Origin of the sequence: Kocuria atrinae C3-8, from assembly GCF_000286355.1 — a bacterium.
GTDB classification, from domain to species: domain Bacteria; phylum Actinomycetota; class Actinomycetes; order Actinomycetales; family Micrococcaceae; genus Kocuria; species Kocuria atrinae_A.
In genome coordinates this window covers 33,512-51,725 of sequence record NZ_AJXN01000016.1, presented here as the reverse complement: position 1 = coordinate 51,725, position 18,214 = coordinate 33,512, and the positions used below count along the sequence as shown (strand labels likewise).

10 protein-coding genes and 6 pseudogenes are annotated in these 18,214 nt (G+C 65.5%); 4 read left to right on the top strand and 12 right to left on the bottom strand.

The annotated features are described in order from the left end of the window. Positions 1 to 3: 3 nt before the first annotated feature. The 9 genes and pseudogenes from YO9_RS0102490 to YO9_RS0102460 all read right to left on the bottom strand — a co-directional run bounded on the left by YO9_RS0102490 (position 4) and on the right by YO9_RS0102460 (position 9,765). Positions 4 to 2,478, bottom strand: coding sequence for an MMPL family transporter (locus tag YO9_RS0102490; protein ID WP_016996099.1), 2,475 nt, complete (start codon positions 2,476 to 2,478; stop codon positions 4 to 6). Positions 2,479 to 2,589: 111 nt separating this feature from the next. After that, a complete protein-coding gene (locus tag YO9_RS0102485) occupies positions 2,590 to 3,162 on the bottom strand; it encodes a TetR/AcrR family transcriptional regulator (RefSeq protein WP_223285997.1) in 573 nt (190 codons plus the stop codon). A 259-nt stretch (positions 3,163 to 3,421) separates the two neighbouring features. Beyond that, entirely contained in the window at positions 3,422 to 4,819 is a 1,398-nt protein-coding gene (locus tag YO9_RS0102480; RefSeq protein WP_031272535.1) for a D-serine ammonia-lyase, read from the bottom strand. Beyond that, positions 4,819 to 5,262: a dehydroquinate synthase/iron-containing alcohol dehydrogenase family protein gene (locus YO9_RS20435; protein ID WP_317259714.1), complete on the bottom strand. Its 444-nt coding sequence runs from the start codon at positions 5,260 to 5,262 to the stop codon at positions 4,819 to 4,821. Before YO9_RS20435 ends, YO9_RS0102480 begins: the two co-directional genes overlap by 1 nt. A 236-nt stretch (positions 5,263 to 5,498) precedes the next feature. Beyond that, positions 5,499 to 5,906, bottom strand: a pseudogene (locus tag YO9_RS20430) (iron-containing alcohol dehydrogenase); the annotation flags it as partial. A 174-nt stretch (positions 5,907 to 6,080) separates the two neighbouring features. Continuing rightward, positions 6,081 to 6,635, bottom strand: a complete 555-nt coding sequence (locus YO9_RS20425) for a VOC family protein (RefSeq protein ID WP_317259713.1) — start codon at positions 6,633 to 6,635, stop codon at positions 6,081 to 6,083. Further along, positions 6,632 to 7,954 carry a sugar phosphate isomerase/epimerase and 4-hydroxyphenylpyruvate domain-containing protein gene (locus YO9_RS0102470; RefSeq protein ID WP_317259712.1) on the bottom strand — a complete coding sequence of 441 codons (1,323 nt, stop codon included), beginning with the start codon at positions 7,952 to 7,954 and terminating at the stop codon, positions 6,632 to 6,634. Before YO9_RS0102470 ends, YO9_RS20425 begins: the two co-directional genes overlap by 4 nt. After that, positions 7,951 to 8,855 (bottom strand): annotated as a pseudogene (locus tag YO9_RS0102465) (shikimate dehydrogenase). Before YO9_RS0102465 ends, YO9_RS0102470 begins: the two are co-directional and overlap by 4 nt. Before the next feature lie 88 nt (positions 8,856 to 8,943). Further along, positions 8,944 to 9,765 (bottom strand): IclR family transcriptional regulator, encoded by an 822-nt coding sequence (locus tag YO9_RS0102460; RefSeq protein WP_016996096.1) that lies wholly within the window; start codon positions 9,763 to 9,765, stop codon positions 8,944 to 8,946. Between the two features lie 255 nt (positions 9,766 to 10,020). Between YO9_RS0102460 and YO9_RS0102450 the strand changes: the two are divergent. Next, a pseudogene (locus tag YO9_RS0102450) lies at positions 10,021 to 11,347 on the top strand (MFS transporter). Between the two features lie 75 nt (positions 11,348 to 11,422). On the opposite strand, the gene YO9_RS0102445 reads toward YO9_RS0102450, so the two are convergent. After that, a complete protein-coding gene (locus YO9_RS0102445) occupies positions 11,423 to 12,670 on the bottom strand; it encodes an MFS transporter (RefSeq protein WP_223285994.1) in 1,248 nt (415 codons plus the stop codon). A gap of 385 nt (positions 12,671 to 13,055) precedes the next feature. Between YO9_RS0102445 and YO9_RS0102440 the strand changes: the two genes are divergently transcribed. Further along, positions 13,056 to 13,448, top strand: a complete 393-nt coding sequence (locus YO9_RS0102440; protein WP_223285993.1) for an ASCH domain-containing protein — start codon at positions 13,056 to 13,058, stop codon at positions 13,446 to 13,448. A 178-nt stretch (positions 13,449 to 13,626) separates the two neighbouring features. Continuing rightward, positions 13,627 to 15,236 (top strand): annotated as a pseudogene (locus tag YO9_RS0102435) (GMC family oxidoreductase). 161 nt (positions 15,237 to 15,397) lie between these two features. Here YO9_RS0102435 and YO9_RS0102430 read toward each other — a convergent pair. After that, a pseudogene (locus YO9_RS0102430) lies at positions 15,398 to 16,482 on the bottom strand (alkene reductase). Positions 16,483 to 16,653: 171 nt separating this feature from the next. Between YO9_RS0102430 and YO9_RS0102425 the strand changes: the two are divergent. Further along, positions 16,654 to 16,941: a hypothetical protein gene (locus YO9_RS0102425; RefSeq protein WP_016996092.1), complete on the top strand. Its 288-nt coding sequence runs from the start codon at positions 16,654 to 16,656 to the stop codon at positions 16,939 to 16,941. Positions 16,942 to 16,991: 50 nt separating this feature from the next. Here the strand turns inward: YO9_RS0102425 and YO9_RS0102420 are convergent. Continuing rightward, positions 16,992 to 18,211 (bottom strand): annotated as a pseudogene (locus tag YO9_RS0102420) (glycerate kinase family protein). Positions 18,212 to 18,214: the final 3 nt, after the last annotated feature.

Here is an 18,214-nt window from a genome sequence, read left to right as displayed (position 1 = left end):
CACTCACGGAACCGTCGCGATCCGAGGTGGGAGCGGCGTCGTCGTGATGGGAGCCGGAACCCGACTCCGAACCGGCGGCAACTGCGCCAGCCGCGCCACCCGCGCACCCGCGGTGGCACCGGCGCGGACCAGGGACTCGCCCTCAACGTCCACGCGAGGCAGGATCTTGTCCAGCCAGCGCGGCAGCCACCAGACCTTCTCGCCCATGATGCGCATGACGGCCGGGATCAGGAACATGCGGACCACGAACGCGTCCAACAGCACGCCGATCGCCAGGGCGAAACCAATGGGCTTGATCATGGACAGGTGCGCGAAGATGAAGCCCGCGAACACGGAGATCATGATGATTGCCGCGGCCGTGACCACTGCGCGGCCGGCCTTGAATCCGTGCACCACGGCTTGGCGCGCGGGGTGACCGTGGACGTAGGCCTCGCGCATACCGGAGCCCAGGAACAGCTGGTAGTCCATGGCCAGACCGAACAGGATGCCGATCATCAGGGTGGGCAGGAAGCTCAGGATGGGCCCGGGATCGTGCACGCCCATCAGGTCGCCGCCCCAGCCCCACTGGTAGACCGCGACCACGGCACCCAGCGACGCCAGGACCGAGAGCAGGAAGCCCAAGGAGGCGATCACCGGAACCACGATGGAGCGGAAGACCATGAGCAACAGGAGCAGCGAGATGATGATGACCACGCCCAGGTAGAGCGGGAGCTTCTCGCCGAGCAGCTGGGAGACGTCGATATTCGCGGCGGTCGTGCCGGCCACGCCGATTTTGACGTCCTCGCCGTTCAGAGCGTCGCCGTTGAGGCCGCGCAGGTTGTTGACGAGCTCCTCAGTGGCGGCATCGGCGGGACCGGATTCCGGGATCACCTGGATGACGCCGGTGCGGTTGTCATCGGTGGTGACGCCGGGTAGCACGTTGGCTACGTCGTCCTGTTCGGCAATGCGGTCGGAGACGATGTTGAGCTTGTCGGTCGCCTCGTCATCGCTGAGGCCCTCGGGCATATCGACCACGGCCACGAGCGGGCCGTTCTCGCCGGCGCCGAAGTCCTCGGCGATGCGCTGGTAGGCCTGGTACGAGGTGCTGTCCACGGCTTCGGTGGAAGCATCCGGCAGACCCAGGCGCATGTCCTGAGCGGGCAGTGCCAGCACCACCAGGACACCCACGCTCAGCAGCGAGGTGATCCAGGGGTGACGGAGGTGGAACGGAACGTCGTGTTCGTCGATGTGCTGCTCGTCGGGGGCGGCGTTGCGCTGCTTGCGGGGCAGCGCCTTGCGCCCGGCCAGGGAGAGCAGCGCGGGGGTCAGGGTCAGGGTGATGAGCAGTGCGATCAGTACGGCAATGCCGGCCACGGTACCCATCAGGCCCAGGAACGGAATGCCGGTGATGTTCAGCGCCACCAGTGCAACGATCACAGTCAAGGCAGCGAAGAATACGGCGGTGCCCGAGGTGCCCACGGCCATGCCGATGGATTCCTTGACCTCCATGCCGCGGCGCAGCTGCTGACGGTGGCGGTTCAGGACGAACAGCGAGTAGTCAATACCCACGGCCAGGCCAAGCATCACGCCGAGCATGGGGGTCACCGACATCATGTCGATCACGCCGGAGAAGGCGAGCGTGGCGGCCGTGGAAATACCCACGCCGATCAGTGCGGTCAGCACCGGCAGGATGGCGGGCACCAGGGCGCGCAGCATGACCAACAGCACAATGGCAGCGATTGCCACACCCACGATTTCCGCCGGACCCAGCAGGGCCGAGATGTCCTGCGAGAGCTCCTGGGAGAAGTCCACGCCCACGCCGTCGACCGGGTGGTCCTTCACGGCGTTCATCACGGCTTCCTTGGCGTCCGCGGTCACGGACGTCTGATCCACGGTGAAGTTCACGACCGAGATGGCGGAGTTGCCATCCTCGGAAACCACGCGGTAGTCGCCCATGCGTTCCATGGCCTGCTCACCGGATTCCAGCTGAGCCTGCTGCTCCTGGATCTGCTGCGGGTCGATGCCGCGCTGCTGCAGGATCTGGTCCGCGTTGGCACCCGGAGGCAGGTTCTCCTCCAGCTGCTGGATGGCCTGCTGGCCCTCCTCCAACTGCTCCCGGCCGTCCACGAGTTGCTGGCGGCCGTCATCGAGCTGGGCCTGCGCCTCGAACGGGTTGCTGGCGCTGTCGACCTGGTCGATGCCCTCGGTCGAAGCTACGGCGTCGGCAATACCCTGCCGCTGCTCTTCCGTGAACTCCGAGCCGTCCTCGGTGTAGAAGACCATGCGCCCGGTGCCCTGGTTGGCCTCGGGAAGTTCGTCCTGCAGCCGGTCAGCGAGCTGCTGGGTCTCGGTACCCGGGATGGTGATCGCGTTGGACAGCTGCACGCCGGAGAACGCCACCGCTCCCACGGAGATGGCCAGCACGGCGATCCACGAAACAATCACCGCCCACGCGTGACGGGCCGAGCCGATGCCCAGCCGGTAGAGAAGTCGTGCCACGAAGAATCTCCTACTTGTGAGTAGCGATGGTCATGTTCAGTTACGTTCCGCTGTAGCGGATCTCGCCGACGACGCCGCTCGCGCGGGCTTGCCGACAAAAGGTCAGGTAGGTCAGGTGTTGAAGCCGCGGCCCAGAATCTTGAGGGTCTCGGTCAGGAGTTCGTTCCACTCACTACGGGTTTGGTCGTTCAGCTCTCCACCGGTACGCAAGAGCCACGCGTCCATGCACACGGCCATGGAGTTGATGATGGAGGTGGCCACCAGCTGCAGTTCGAGCTGACCGTGATCCGGCAGCCTTTCTTGCATGACCCTCTCCAGCTCCTCGGTTGCCGCGTTGGTCACTCGGAAACTCCAGAGCGCTGCGGTCGGAGATTCTTTGATATCCGTTGCCTGCAACAGCAGAGGGCGCAGTGCTTCCACCAAACTGTGAGCCCGCATGGCCTTGCACAGGTCCTGGTAGACCTGCCCCAGCGTCTGTTCGGTCTGCTCGGAAGGCTCCGGAAGTTCCGCCAAAACCATACCGATGAGGTGCGAGACAAGTTCCGAGAGGTACTCGTAGCCTGCATCCTCCGCAGATGCGAAGTGGTTGAAAATAGTGCGCCGGGAAACGCCCGCCTTCTTGGCCAGGTCGTCCACCGAGAACCCCTGAATACCGTGGAGGTCGGCCAATTCACCGGCAGCCATCACGATGGCGCGCCGGTTGTGCCACTTGAGAGCACCCCGTTTGTCTTTGGGGGCCTCCCCCCGGCATGAAAAGTTCACGTGTCAACAGTAGGGCACTTGTTGCACTCTGTGCACCTTCTGAGGCTGAGTGTGAGCAAGCAGACTTCCTGGGGAAAGCTGGTGGTGTTTCTCCGGCGTTGATGCTGCTCGTGCTGCGCGCATGGCCGGGTGTCAGGCGTTGGGCCTCAGGCGCCAACCGTCGGGCGTCCGCAGGCAGGCGTCAGGCCAGATAGCCCCGCTGGATGTCCTCGGGAACCATGCCGCCGCCGGTCAGCCAGGCGAGGTGGGTGACATTCTGGAGCTGCTGGTTCGTGAGGTTCATGCGCTGTAGATAGTCCGCGTCGGCGGCGATCCACCGCGGGCCGTCCAAGCTTGCTGCGGCGGAGGGTTCTGCGAGTATTCCCTCTGTTGCATACAGCGCTTTGACCAGTTCTTTCATGCGTTGATCGGTCACCGTGTAGTAACCGTCGATGAGGCCCTGCATGCGTCGCCCCACGAAACCTGATGGTCTCCCCACGGCCAAACCGTCCGCCACCGTGTGGGTGTCCAGCCCTAATTCAGCCACAGAGATCTCATCGTGGAGTCCGGTGTAGACGCCCAGCATCATGCAGGGTGCGGCTGTCGGTTCGGCGAAGACGCAGTGGACGGCATCTCCGAATTCCAGTTTGAGACCGTAGGCCACCCCGCCGGGTGCACCGCCGATGCCGCACGGAAGATAGACGAATAGCGGGTGATCCCCATCCACGGTGAAGTCCTGATTCGCCAGCTGCCGCGCGAGCCGTCGCCCCGCCACGGCATAACCGGCGAACAGGCTGACCGAGTGCTCGTCATCCACGAAGTGCGTGGTCGGATCGGCTTGCGCTGATTTACGCCCTGCCTTCACCGCGGCGGTGTAGTCGGTGCTGTGCTCCACCACTTCCACACCCAAGCTGCGGAGGAGTTCCTTCTTCCAGGCTTGCGCGTGCGTGGACATGTGCACCGTCGCCTGGAGTCCGAGCGCCGCGGCGGTGATGCCGATCGACAGCCCAAGATTGCCAGTTGAGCCAACGACCACGCGATGCTGGGCCATGAGCTCACGGAACGGATCCGAACCGAACGCGCGGTAGTCCGTGGTGCCGCCGGGCTCATCGTCATTGTTGCCGGTGGTGAGGCACGAGGTCGGGTCCGCGCCTTCGTTCGAGGCCAGATTTCTGGTCGCACAGCCGCTGTTCAGTGGCGCCAGCAACCCGGCCTCGATGGCCAGTGACTCCGCATACTCGAGAACCTCGTGCACTCCCCCGCGAGCCTTGATGGAGCCGCTCACGGGCAGGATGTCGTCCCGCTTGAGCAGCAACCGGCCCGCAGTCACGCCCAATTCACGTTGCATGTCCGGCGCGGCATAAAGCGGCGACTCGATCACTCCCCGAGCATCCGCCGTCTCCGGAAACGCCTGGGCAATCCACGGAGCGAACCGCTCGAGTCTCGCGGCGGCGGCGTCGTCCACGATGCCCGACGACAGGCCCGACGCGGCCAACCCCGCCCCGGTGGTGGTGACGGCCGGGTTGAACCACGCGGACGGCTCTTGCTCTGCCAGCCTGGTGAGGAACGGATCGTCACGAAGGTTGCCGTGCGCGGCCATCACGCCTGCTGCGCCGCCGCGGACAACGTGCTCGGATCCTCGCCGTTCAACGCCGCACGAAACAACGCCATGAGGTTCTCCTCGGTGGGAATGGACGGGTTGGATTCGGGGATGGCTTTCAGGGACCGCTCGACGGCCTCCGCGATCCCGTCCTCCGTGAAACCAATGTCCGCGAGCGCCCGGGGCGCTTCGATCTCGCGGTACAGCGAGCTCAGAGCGGCGGTCGCATCGCTGGAGTCGGAGCCCAGCGCGTCGGCCAACCGCGCCGATACCTCCGGCACCGCGGGCGCGTTGAACGTCAGAACGTAGGGCAAGACGGTCGCGTGGACCTGCGCGTGCGGGAGGTTGAACGTCCCGCCCAGTACGTGCGCAATCTTGTGGTGCATCCCGGAGCCGGCCGACGCGAAGGACAGCGCTGCAAGGTAGCAGCCGTACAGCGCCATCTCGCGGGCGCGCAGGTCATCCGGATCAGCCGTGATGCCACGCAGGGCAATTGCCAGGCGCGTGCGCCTTCGAGGGCGAACGTCCGATTGATCGGGTCGGCTTTGGGCGCCCACAACGAATCCACACAGTGCGCCATCCCGTTCAGGCCGGACGCGACCGACAGGCCCACCGGCAGGGAACGGGACAGAGCGGCGTCGTAAATCACGGTGACCGGCAGGACCTTGGGATCCAGGCCGGTGGTCTTGGTGCGATTCTCGGTCAGGCCCCACATGTCGGTGGCTTCGGAGCCGGCGTAGGTCGTGGGCACGGCGATCAGCGGCAGTCCGGATGTGAGCGCCACGGCCTTGCCCAGACCGATGGTCGAGCCGCCGCCGACGGTCACGAGCGCGTCGACCTTAGCGTCCGACGCCGCCGCACGCGCCTTCTCCGCGAGCTCCACCGGAACGTGCTGAACCACCTCGTTCCACCACAGGCCCGGCTCAAGCTGCGCGGTGATGTCCCGGGCGGCCTGTTCCGCGGAACCACCCGTGATGATCATGGGACGCGTGCTGCCCAACCGCTCTAGCTCCGCGGCCAGGAATTCACCGGCCTTGTCGGAGCCGAACAACACCCGCTGGGCGGCGGTGCTGTGCTCGAACACCATGGGCTGGCTGTCACCGGGCTTGGCCTGATTGGACCGCTGATCACTCACGAACATCCCGCTCTCTACGCACGAAGACTGGTTGGCTCCAGTCTGTCAGGTGCGCCGGGTCGACCCAGGGCCATTTCGTGACGGTTTACTGCAGAGTACGGCGGCCTACCGTGCAGTAAGCCGTGATCAGATGGTGCCCGCCGCTCCCTCCCACGTCCGGTACTGCGCAGCCAGCCGCACGGGGGCGTTGGGGGCGCCGAATCCGCGGTAGCCGCCGCGGCGTTCCACGACCTCCACGAACACCTCGCCGAGGGTCGCTGTGTAGAAGTGCAGGAACTCGCCGTGCTCGTCGCGGTCGTAGAGCAGTCCGTGCTCGCGTAGTTCGGCCACCACGTCCGGGGCCAGATCGAAACAGGCCACGAGGTCTTCGTAGTAGTTCTCGGGAACCGGCAGGAAGGTGAGGCCGCGGCGTCGTGCGCGGCGAGCCACGGCGACAATGTCGGTGCAGGCCAGCGCCACGTGTTCGGGGTAGGCCGCTCCCGTGTACGCGCCTTGTTCTGCGGCGGTGGGGGCCACGTTGAGCGGGATTCGCACGGTCTCGTCCGCAGATCGCATGACCTGCGAGCGCACCAGCCCGGACGGCCCCGCCACTTCCTGCGCCGGCTGCGCGTGCAGATCGAGCAGGGAGGTCAGGAACAGGACGGCCTCGTCGTAGTGCTGCCACGGCTGCGCGAGGTTCACGTGTCCACGCCGGTGATCAGGGATTCCGACGTCGCCTCGGCCGGGTCCGCGCCGAACTCCTCCAACCACGGGGGCACGCCGCTGTCCGTGTGGGGACCGAAGAAGATCTCGGTGGCATCCGGGGCCACCACGCCGTGCAGCACGGTTTCGTCCGGCTGCTGGGTGCGAGAAACCACCGGGGCGAGCAAGCGGGAGGCGCGGTGGGCGGCGTCGTCGGGGCTGTCGACCTGGAATCCGAGAGCGGCCAGGCGGGTGGGTTGCGCGGGCGAGGCCTCGAGATCCTCCGCGATGACCATGCGCACCGGACCCTGTGTCCACGCCTGAACAGTGTCTTTGCTGCGGTGATGACCCGCCAGTTCGAAGCCCAATTGGTGCAGCAGTCGCGTGGTCTGGCCGAGCTTGGAAGTACGCAGTTCCACGAAGTCCCAGGCTCGCGGGGGCTGTGGATCGGGCAGGTCCACCAGCACGAGCGGCTCGCGTGCGGGGTCCTCGCCCGCCGCACGTACGGCATCTGCCGTCTGATCCTCAAGCCAGCGCAGTGAGCGCAGTCCGTCCACCGCGGTGCGGTGAACATCGGCCTGGCGGAAAGCATCGTTGAAGATCTCGAGCGAGACCGGACCCGCATAGCCGCATTCATGCAGGCGGGCGAGCACGTCCACCAGATCGAAGTCCCTCTCACCCGGGAACACGCGGTGGTGCCTCGACCACGAGAGGATGTCCTGCTTGAGCAGCGGCGCATCCGCGAGCTGAACGAAGAACAGCTTCTCCGGATCCAGCGACTCCACCCCGTCCACGGTGTCCCCGCGGGAGAGGATGTGGAAGCTGTCCAGGCACGTGCCCACTGCGGGGTGATCGGCAAGCTCCACGATGTGGTGGGCGCGGCGCCAGTCGTTGACGTTCTTGCCCCAGGCCAGCGCCTCGTAGGCGAGCTTGATGTCGTATTCGGCCGCCAGGTCGCCGGCCTGTCGCAGCTGATCCGCGATCGCCTGGTCATCGTTCAGCGCCCCCGTGGCCACGTTGGAGCACATGAGCAGCACCGGGGTGCCGAGGCGCTTCATCAGCTCAAACTTGGCGCGCAGCCGGCGCAACGAATCGGGAAAATCCTCCGGGGCAACCTCTACGCCGTCACGGAAGGGCTGGTACATGTCCAGGGACAGACCCAGTTCGGCAGCCATCCCGCGCAGGTCTTCGGGCGAGGACGGCGAGACCACCAGGTCCTGCTCGAACACCTCGATCCCGTCGAATCCCGCGAGCGCGGCGGCCTGCATTTTCTCTTCGAGCGTGCCGGACAGGCACACCGTGGCGATGCTAGTTCTCACAGGGCGGCTCCCTTGTGCTGCTCCTCGGCTACCGGTGACTGCCCGGTCAGGGACAGGAAGTGATCGCGCATTCTCTGCCGGTCCGGTTCCAGATCGGTGAACAGCCTGAAGGCATCCACCGCCTGCCCCACCGCCATGTGGCCGCCATCCAGCACCTGGCAGCCCAGGGCCTTGGCCGCGGTCACGAGTTCGGTGGCCAGCGGCAAATAAACCACGTCCGCAACCCACTGCCGCGCATTGAGCAGGGCGGTATCGAACGGGGTGCCCGGGTGGTGATGCATCCCGACCGGGGTCGCGTTGACGACGCCGCTCGCCACCTTCACGAGTTCGGGCGCCTGTTCGGGTGAGACAGTTTCGACGAGGGCGCCGGGTACCGCTCGGCCAGGGCGGTGGCGCGCTGAGCCGCGCGAGCGACGTCGACGTCGATCAGATCCAGGCGCTGAACACCCGCGGTGAGCAGCGCCTCGGCCACCGCCGACCCTGCGCCGCCCGAGCCGAACTGGACCACGCGCTCCAGACTGGCGCCGGGCAGGCCCGCGCGGAATCCGTCCGTGAAGCCGGAGCAGTCAGTGTTGTAGCCGATGAACTTGCCGTCCCTGATCAGCACCGTGTTGACGGCTCCGATCGCGGCTGCCTGGGGATCCACCTCGTCCAGATGCTCCAGCACGATCTGCTTGCACGGGTGCGTGATGTTGAACCCGTTGAACCCCAGGTCCCGACCGGCGCGCAGTAGCTCACCCACGTCCGCCCCGGGGCGGTTGATCACGGTGAGGTCCACGGGGCGGTAGAGGTAGCGCACACCGTGCTGATCGGCTTCGCGCTCGTGCATGGGCGGGGTGAGGCTCTCGGTGATGCCGTCACCGATCAGACCGATCAGGAAGGACTCGTTGCGAGCGGACATGCGGTTCCTTTCGGGGAATCCGTGGTGTTTCGGTGTCTGGAAATTCAGGTGACTGGGCGCGTTGAGCCGTCTGCCGGCGACGCGGTGACTACGGACGCTGCGGGAGTTGCGAGGCCAGTTGGGCGGCGGCGTCGTTGAGGAGGGGCAGGTTTTCTTCGAGACCGGCCAGATTGCAGCGGTAAACGGGAGCAGCGAGCGCGAGAGCGGCTACGAGCGTTCCGCCCGGGGCCATGACCGGCACGGCTACGGCGCACATGCCGTCATCGTGTTCCTGATCCTGGGAAGCCCAGCCGCGTTCGCGGGTTTCCTCGAGAATGCGGCGGAGGTCCTCGCGATCGGCGAGGGAGCGGTCGGTGCGCTGGCCCAAGTCAATGCTGGCTACCAATTCGTCGCGCGTCTCCTGTGGGCTGAAGGCCAACAGCGCACGGCCCAGAGACGAGGTGTGCAGTTCGCCGCGGTCCCCCGGATCGGTGGTGATGCGGTGGTTGGGTCCGTCCACGGTGTGCACGGTGAGAAAACGATCCCCGTCCAACACGGCCAGCAGCGAGCTTTCGCCGGTGGCTTCGGTGAGCTTCCGCAGCACGGGGAGTGCGACGCCCGAGTACCCCCTGGCCGTGGCGACCTTCTGCCCCATCTGGAACACGAGCAGTCCTAGGCGGTACTGCTTGGTGGCAGCGTCGTACTCGGCGAACCCGGAATCGACGAGCGTGGTAAGCAAGCGATAACAGGTACTGAAGGCGTAGCCGGAGTCAGCGACGATCTGACCCGCGGTAGCCCCGTGCGGATAGTTGGCCAGCAGCTCCAGGAGCGTGAGCCCTTTGCGCACGGTGCCGGATCGGTCGGCAGGGCGCGCCTTGTCAGGCGGGCCTGCCGCGTCCGCCGCCGCGGCGGTGGTCTTGGTGGGGCTCATGGCGTGCTCCTGATTATTTCGGTCGGGTACTTGACGAACAGTGTGACCCACTTCATGCTTATGTTTCAAGTATTTGAAAACAGTTTCCAATATTTGGCAATCGTCGCAGCGGGGACGTTCGATCCCACGCCTTCCGTGAAGGATGACTTCTCATGAGCACCACCCACCACACAGCTCCCCGGGCCCACAAACCCGCCTCATCACTCGGCCGGGACTCCCGCCAAGACACCGAAGAAGGCCGCGCTCGCGAGCTGGATCGGCTCGGCTCTGGAGTACTACGACTTCGCCGTGTACGGCACCGCCGCGGCACTGGTGCTGAACCATCTCTTCTTCCCGGAGGATGCATCCCCGGCGTTGCCATCCTGTTGTCCATGGGCACCGTGGGTGTGGCTTACGTGGTTCGCCCGCTGGGCGCGTTGATCATGGGGCCGCTGGGTGACAAGTACGGCCGCAAGTTCGTGCTCATGCTGACCCTGTTCATGATGGGTGGCGCCACCTTCGCGGTCGGCTGCTTGCCCACTTACGATCAGGCAGGCCTGTTGGCTCCGGCCTTGTTGGTGTTGTGCCGCGTGATCCAGGGCCTCTCGGCCTCCGGTGAGCAGGCGAGCGCCATCTCCGTTTCGCTCGAGCACTCGGATGACCGCCACCGCGCCTTCACCACCAGCTGGACCCTGCAGGCACCCAGTTCGGCACCTTGCTGGCAACCGCCGTGTTCATCCCCTTCACCCTGATCCTCACCGAAGAACAGTTGTTCAGCTGGGGCTGGCGCGTACCGTTCTGGGCCTCCGCCGTGGTGGTCTTCGTGGCCTACATGATCCGCCGTCATCTGGAGGAGCCGCCGTCGTTCGAAGAGGCCAAGGCCGAGGGCTCCGAGGTCAAGCGCACCGCACCCCTGAGCACCCTGCTGAAGTACCACAAAGCTGCCGTGCTCCGCATTGCCGCCGCCGCCATGGTCAACACCATCAACGTGGTGTTCCTGGTCTGGTCGCTGTCCTTTGCCACGTCCATCGTGGGCCTGGAACGCTCCACCATGCTGTGGGTTTCGGTGGTCGCGAACTTCGTGGCACTGTTCACCATTCCGGCGTGGGCACTGCTGGCGGACAAGATCGGCCGCAAGCCCGTGTTCATCGTGGGTGTGCTGGGTGCCGTGGGCTTCATGTTCCCCTACCTGGCGGCAGTGTCCGCCGGTAACTGGACCCTGATCTTCCTGCTGGGTGCGTTGCTGTCCGGCTGCTTCTACTCCATGGCCAACGGCATCTGGCCCTCGTTCTACGCGGAGATGTTCCCCACCCGCGTTCGCGTGACCGGTCTGGCCCTGGGCACGCAGATCGGCTTTGCGATCTCCGGCGGCATCACGCCGTTCCTGGCCACTTCCGTGGCCGGCGCCGACGGATCCTCCTGGATCAACGTGGCCCTGGTCGTTGCAGCCGCGGGACTGATCTCGGTAGTCGCAGCACTGACCGCCAAGGAAACCAAGGACCGCTCGCTGGACGAGATCAACGACCTGCACACCACTCGCACCGAGGCACTCGAGCTGGGTGCCCTGGACCGCAAGGAGGCCTCGGCTGCGGGCCGTCGCTGACGCAGCCTCGCGGGGTGAGAACTCAGCCCCGTGATCTTTTGAACTAACCCACGCGACCCGACCCGGGCGGCGTCGTCACTCCTGGTGAGTGGCGGGCCGCTCGGGCTTGGTGATGTGCAGGGCGATGGACGCGAGTACGCCGACCACGGCGGCGGCCATCGTGAGCATGAATCCGCGCTCGGGCTGCACGGACAGCACGCCGCCCAGCGCGGCACCCAGCGAGACACCGAGCACCAGGCACGTGGTGAGCATGGTCATCACCGAGGCGATGCGATGCGAGGGTGCAATCCGCTCGCCGCGACCGAACGAGCTGACCAGCATGGTGCCCACACCCACGCCGATGATCACGAACAGTGCGGCGATTACCGGGGTGCCGGGCAGGGACAGCAGACCGACGCAGGTCAGCGCGATGATGGATGCGCCGATGGCCACGCGCAAGGACAACGGGAAGCGCTCCGGCAGCCGGGAGACCAGAATGCTCGCGACCGCGCTGCCCGCGCCCATGAAGCCGTAAATGATGCCGGTGTAAGCCTCGGTGCCGCGGATCGCATTGATCGAGGTCAGAGCAGTCTGGGTCGAGCCGAACACGGTGCCCACGCACAGGCACACGATCATGGGCGGCACCACCTTGGCGATCGAGATCCCCCCGATGCCACCCGCTGCGGTTTCCTCGACCGTGGCCGCGCCGTGCTCGGTGCGGTGGCGCGCCAGGTACACGATGAACGCACCCTGGCCCACGATGACCCACGCCATGATGGTGAGCAGCGCGGGATTGGGGCCGAGCAGACCAACGAGCAGACCGGCGATGACGGGGCCCAGGATGAAGCTGGTTTCGTCACAGGCCGTTTCGTAGCCCAGCGCGCGACTGATCAGCCGCGGTTGCCGACGACGCCGCGCCAAGCCCGACCAGTGTGCCCTTGCGATCGCGCCCACTTGTGGGTTCGCGGAACCGACCAGGGCGGCGCACACGAGGATGAGGGCGGTGGGGCCTTCGTTGACGACCGTGAGAAGTAGTGCCGTAAGGCTCAGCAGTTGGACGAGCGTGGCACCCGTGACCACGGGCAACGGGCCAAAGTGGTCGACGAGCCTGCCGACCAACGGGGCACCGACCGCTGAACCGAGTCCGACGGCCGCCACCGTGATGCCAGCCAGGCCCAGGCTCAGCCCGGCGCCACTGACGTAGAGCAGTAGACCGAGTTGAACGGTGGCCGCGGGCAAACGGCCGATGAATGCCGTGATCAGGAACGGCCAGCCGCCTGCTTCGACGAGCGAATTCTGTGAAGAGAGTGGCCTCTGTGCCTGAGGCGCGGTCGAGCTGGACAAAGGAACCTCCGGGTACACCAAACCGCCGCACACCCGACCACACGTGCGGACCGATCCCTCTAAGTTCGCTTCACATGGTACGCGCGAATTGGGCGGTTGGTGGTGGGTGAGGTGGAGGGGTTGGTCACGGGTGGGGTTCGGTCGATGGTGCGCGGGGCGTGGAGGGGCGCTGGAGTGTGCGGGCCCAGGCACCTGGTGGTTCGGTGGAGCACTTCTTCACAGGTGAGGGGTCGCTAGAACCTTAGATGCGCTCCAGGTGTCGTTAGAGCCTTTTCCGCTGGGCAGACGGGTTCCATCGGCGCCCAGATGTAGGCGGAGGTTCGAACGGCGCACCAGGTGCAACGGAAGTGAGACGTCACGCCATACTTGGGGCATGGAACAGGACTTGAGGTCCGCCGAGTTCGGCCCGCCGGGGCCGCTGCGGGATCAGCTGGTGTTGCTAATCCTCCGCGGTCAGAAGACGGCGACGAGTTCGCTGGTTTCGGACTACGACGTTGAAGGTGAACCGCTGCCTGAGCCAGGTGAGCTGGAGCTCTTGCTGAACTCCAATGACCGTGGCGTTGCAGTCCTTGAGACCATCGCGGTCACCATCGTGCCGTTGAGCGATATCCCCTGGTCCCATGTGGTTGCCGAGGGCGAGGGCCACACCTCGTTGACGGACTGGCGCCGGGACCACGAAGAGTACTGGGCCGCCCACTCCCCCGCCGGCCAACTCGATGACAGCACGCCAGTGGTGATGCAGGAGTTCCGGGTGGTGGAGCGGCTGGTGGCAGATTAGAACCCTCAGATGCACACCAGGGGCCGCTAGAACCTTTCCCACAAGGGATGAAGGTTCCAACGGCACTTCCCGTGTAATCGATGGCTCTAACGGCACACCGGGTGCACCCTGCACGGACCACCAAAACCCATGCACGGAACGACGAGACGCAGATCACATTTAGGCGCATCATGTCTTCATGGCACACACGAATTTGAACAACTCCGACCAGCACACCGTGGTGATTGGCGCAGGAACAGCAGGATCCATCGTTGCGGGGAGGTTGGCCGCGGCCGGTCACACCGTGACTCTTCTGGAGGCCGGCGGCCAGGACACGAACCCCGCCATTGCAGAGCTCCCCCGTCTGGGCGAACTGTGGCACGGCGCCGAGGACTGGGATTACTTCACCGTCCCGCAAGAACACGCCTCCGGCCGGGTCATCCACTGGCCACGGGGCCGCGTCCTAGGCGGCTCCCACGCACTCAACGCATCCATCTGGGTACGCGGTAACCCACTCGACTACGACGACTGGGCCGCGGCGGGTTGCGACGGGTGGTCTTGGAGCGACGTCGGCCCCGTTTTCGAAGCCCTGGAAAATTACGACGGCGCCGCGTCGCCTGACAATCTCAACCCCCGCGGCAAGGACGGACCGATTCCCGTGGTGGGCAACTACAAGCGCAGCCCAATCTTCGAGTCGATCATTGCCGCGGCGGAAGCGGTGGGTGTGGAGTTCAATCCCGATTACAACGGTGACCAACAGGACGGCGTCTCTTACGAGCAGCTGACCATCCGGAACGGAAAACGCTGCACCACCTACACGTCGTACGTGAAGCCGCTGGTCGAGGCGGGGAAAATCACGGTTCGCACCGGGGCGATCGTGGAGAAGTTGCTGATCGGGGGCGGCGCGGTGGTCGGTGTGGAGCTGCACGCCGGCAACAACCAAGAAGTCGAAGGGGTGGAATCAGAGGACCCCGCGGCCAGGGAAACCGGATCGGGCGATGTGATTCGCGCCGATCAAGTCATCCTGTGCGCCGGGGCGCTGGACAGCCCCAAGATTCTGATGCGCTCGGGTATCGGGCCGGCTGATCATCTGCGCGAAGTAGGCATCGAACCGATCGTGGATCTGCCGGGTGTGGGTGAGAACCTGCACGACCATCTGCTGCTGCCCGTCATTGCGGAAGCCACCAGCCGGGCCGTCGATCACCAGGTGGACGAGCAATCGATATCGCAAACGCACCTGTTCTGGCGCTCGGGACCGGAGCAGGATCGACCGGACACCCAACCCATCCACTTCTGCGTCCCGATGTACGACGACACCATGACCGGACCCGCCAATGCGTTCACACTGCACAGCGGCCTGGTGCGGCCCTATTCGCGCGGGACCATCCGCCTGACCGGGCCGAGCAGCGCGGATCCCGCCGAGTACGATCCGCAGATCTTCGCAGATCCGCGGGATCGGGAATCGTTGCGAGCGTCGTTCCGGCAAGCGCGGGAGATGGTCAGGAGCGCGCCGTTGGCCGAGGACTGGGGTGCACGGGAGGTCTATCCCGAGTCCGACCTCGCCACCGAGGAGGAAGAGAACGCTACATGGACCGGGCGGTGACCACCTACCACCACCAAGTGGGCACTTGCAGGATGGGCACTGATCCGATGGCGGTCGTGGACCCGGCGACTCTCAAGGTGCACGGGGTGGAAGGACTCCACGTGGTCGATGCATCGATCATGCCGTCCGTGACCACGGGAAACACCAACGCGCCGTCGGCGATGATCGGGGAGAAGGGCGCGCGGATGCTGCTGGGTGAGGAGTAGGCCGCATCTGGTGGGGCGCTAGAACCCTCGAACACACTTCAGGGGCGTTGAACCCTTCCCGCTTGGAAAAGGGTTCCAACGGCCCTGAGATGTAAACGGCGGCTCTAACGGCCCACCACGTGCACAGCCAAGCCTCTTAGGAGCAAGGATGCGCGCAGGACCTACTGCACCGTCACCTTCGCGAAGGGGTAGTCGGTGTAACCGCGAGCCCCACCGCCGTAGAAGGTCTTGCTGTCCGGCTTGTTGAGTTCCAGGCCGTCGCGCCAGCGCTCAACCAGGTCCGGGTTGGCGATGAGTGCCCGGCCAACCACCACGGCGTCGGCAATGTTGTCCTGCACGATGTGCTCGGACTCTTCCAGATCCGTGTGCTCGCTGAAACCGCTGTTGAGCATGAACGGTCCGCCGAAACGCGTGCGCAGATCCTGCACGAATTCACTGTCGATGTCCTTGTACAACATGGACAGGTACGCCAGACCCAAATCCTTGATGCCGTCGACCAGGGTTTCGTAAGTGGCCACAGCGTCCTCGTGATCGGCTTCGACAGCACCCTGCACGTTGTGCTGCGGGGAGATGCGGATTCCCACGCGATCGGCACCGATTTCCTCAGCCACCGCGCGAGTCACCTCGATGACAAAGCGCGCACGGTTCTCGGGAGATCCGCCGTACTCGTCGGTGCGTTGGTTGGATGCGGGGGTCAGGAACTGCTGCAACAGGTAGCCGTTGGCGCTGTGCAGTTCCACACCGTCCACACCGGCGTCCACGGCGCGGCGGCTGCAGCCACGAATTCATCACGCACGCGCGGCAGTTCGTCGAGTTCCAGGGCGCGGGGCTCGGGAGTCTCTTCCTTACCGCCGGGGATGTGAATCGGCTGACCGGGTGCGATGGCGCTGGGTGCTTCGCCCTGCTGACCCTCGGTCAGCGCGGGGTGAACCAGTCGCCCGGCGTGCATGATCTGAATGAAGAACAAGCCATCGCGCTCGTGTACGGCGTCCGCCACTCGGCCCCAGCCTGCAGCCTGTTCGTCGGTCGCCAAGCCGGGTTCGTTGACGTAGCCGCGGCTCACCACGGTCGGGAACGTACCCTCAGCGACCACCAAACCTGCCGAGGCCCGCTGCGCGTAGTGCTCCACCATGATGTCGGTGGGCACGCCGTCGGCATCGGCACGCATACGGGTCAGCGGCGCCATCACCACGCGGTTCTTCAGTTCGTACTGGCCCACTTTCAGCGGGTCAAAAAGAGTGGTCATGCGTGTCCTTCCACAGTCTTCACCGGGCCGCTACGCGGGCAGCGGCCCTGATACTTTCCGTAGACAACAACACGACGCGCCCCGCGACATTCCGACGCTCCCTGCCCCACCAACGCGCGAACCAAAAAAATGGCCACATGACCAATGACAGCCCTTCCAGCGGCACCTACCGTGGAGCCAATCGGAGAGGAAGGAAAGGATAGGAAGAAGTACATCCCGTCCGCGCTGATCCTGTTATTCATTGTGTTGGCGGTCATCGCGTACTTTGCGGCGTCGAACCCGGCGCTCGCACTCGTATCCGCCACATGTGGAGTCTTGGTGTGGGCACTCGTACCCAGCGGCCTCGGTCACTCCCCGGGGCCGGCCGGTGATGCTGACCCCAAGGAGCTTAAGACCTACCGCAAGGAGCACCCGGGCTCGACCGTGGCGGACGCAGTACGGGCGACCAGAAAGAAGTAGTCCATTCTCGGCGGCCCAGCAATGGCTCGCGGACCGCCGCTCGGTGAAAGTTACCGGTCCCGTCCCATCCGTGCCGCGGCGATGTTCGCCCCCAGAATCAGGGTGCGCATGAGCCGCTCGGTGGCCTCGATGAGCAGTCGTTCACCATCCGCCACGGCGTCCTGCAGCGACATGGGCACCGGCACAATCGATGCGATTGCATCAATTCCGATGTCGTAAACGTCCCGCGAGCCCTTGCCCAACGTTCCTGCCAGGCCGATCACCGGCACGCCGTGCAGAGTCGCGCGGCGGGCAATCTCCGCCGGAACCTTCCCCTTGGCGTCTGGAAGTCGATGGCACCTTCAGCGGTGATCACCAGATCCGCCTTGCTGAGCAGATCGTCCAGATCAATCCCGGCCAGACCGGAGTCCAGTAGCGCCTGGAATCGCGGCATCAGAACCGCTCCCACCGCGGCCATGCCCGCACCCAAACCACCGGATGCGCCAGTGCCCACGCCGTGCGCAAAGCTCGTACCGCGAGCGGATTCCACACAGTCGCGGCCGAGCACGGCTGCCCAGTTGTCGAAGCCGTCCGAGAGTTGCTCGACCTGCTCCGGCGTTGCACCCTTCTGCGGCCCGAACACGCGCGCCACGCCCTTGGACCCGGTCAGCACATTGTGCGGATTCAGCGCCAGGGTGATCTGGGCCGAGCCATCTTTGAGGGCCGGGTGCAGATTAGTCATGTCCAGGCGATCGACCTTGGCCAGATTCGAACCGCCGTCCGGAACCTCGTTGCCATCGGCATCCAGCACGCCCACGCCCAAGGCCTTGAGCGCACCCAGACCGCCGTCGCTGGTACCGGAGTCACCGCAACCGACCAGGATCTTCAACAGACCCTCGTCCAGCGCGGCGGCAATCAGTTCGCCGACGCCGCGCGTGGTCGTAGCGCCCGGGTCACGTTGGTCCTTGGGCACCAGCCGCAAACCCGCCGCCGCAGCCATCTCGACCACCCCGGTGCCCTTAGCGGAGCCACCCAGAACTGCGTAGTGGGACTCGACCGGCTGACCCACGGGACCGGTCACGGTCATGGGAATCAGGTGACCAGCGGTGGCGGTGGCCAGCGTCTCCGCGGTGCCCTCGCCGCCGTCGGCAATCGGAACGGCGCGAATCATGGCGCCGGGCACGGCACGGCGCACACCGGCCTGAATTGCGGCGGCCACGGCATTGGAGTCCAGGGACTCCTTGAAACCGGAGGGTGCCACCAAAATGTTCTGCGGGAAATGAGAAACCATGAT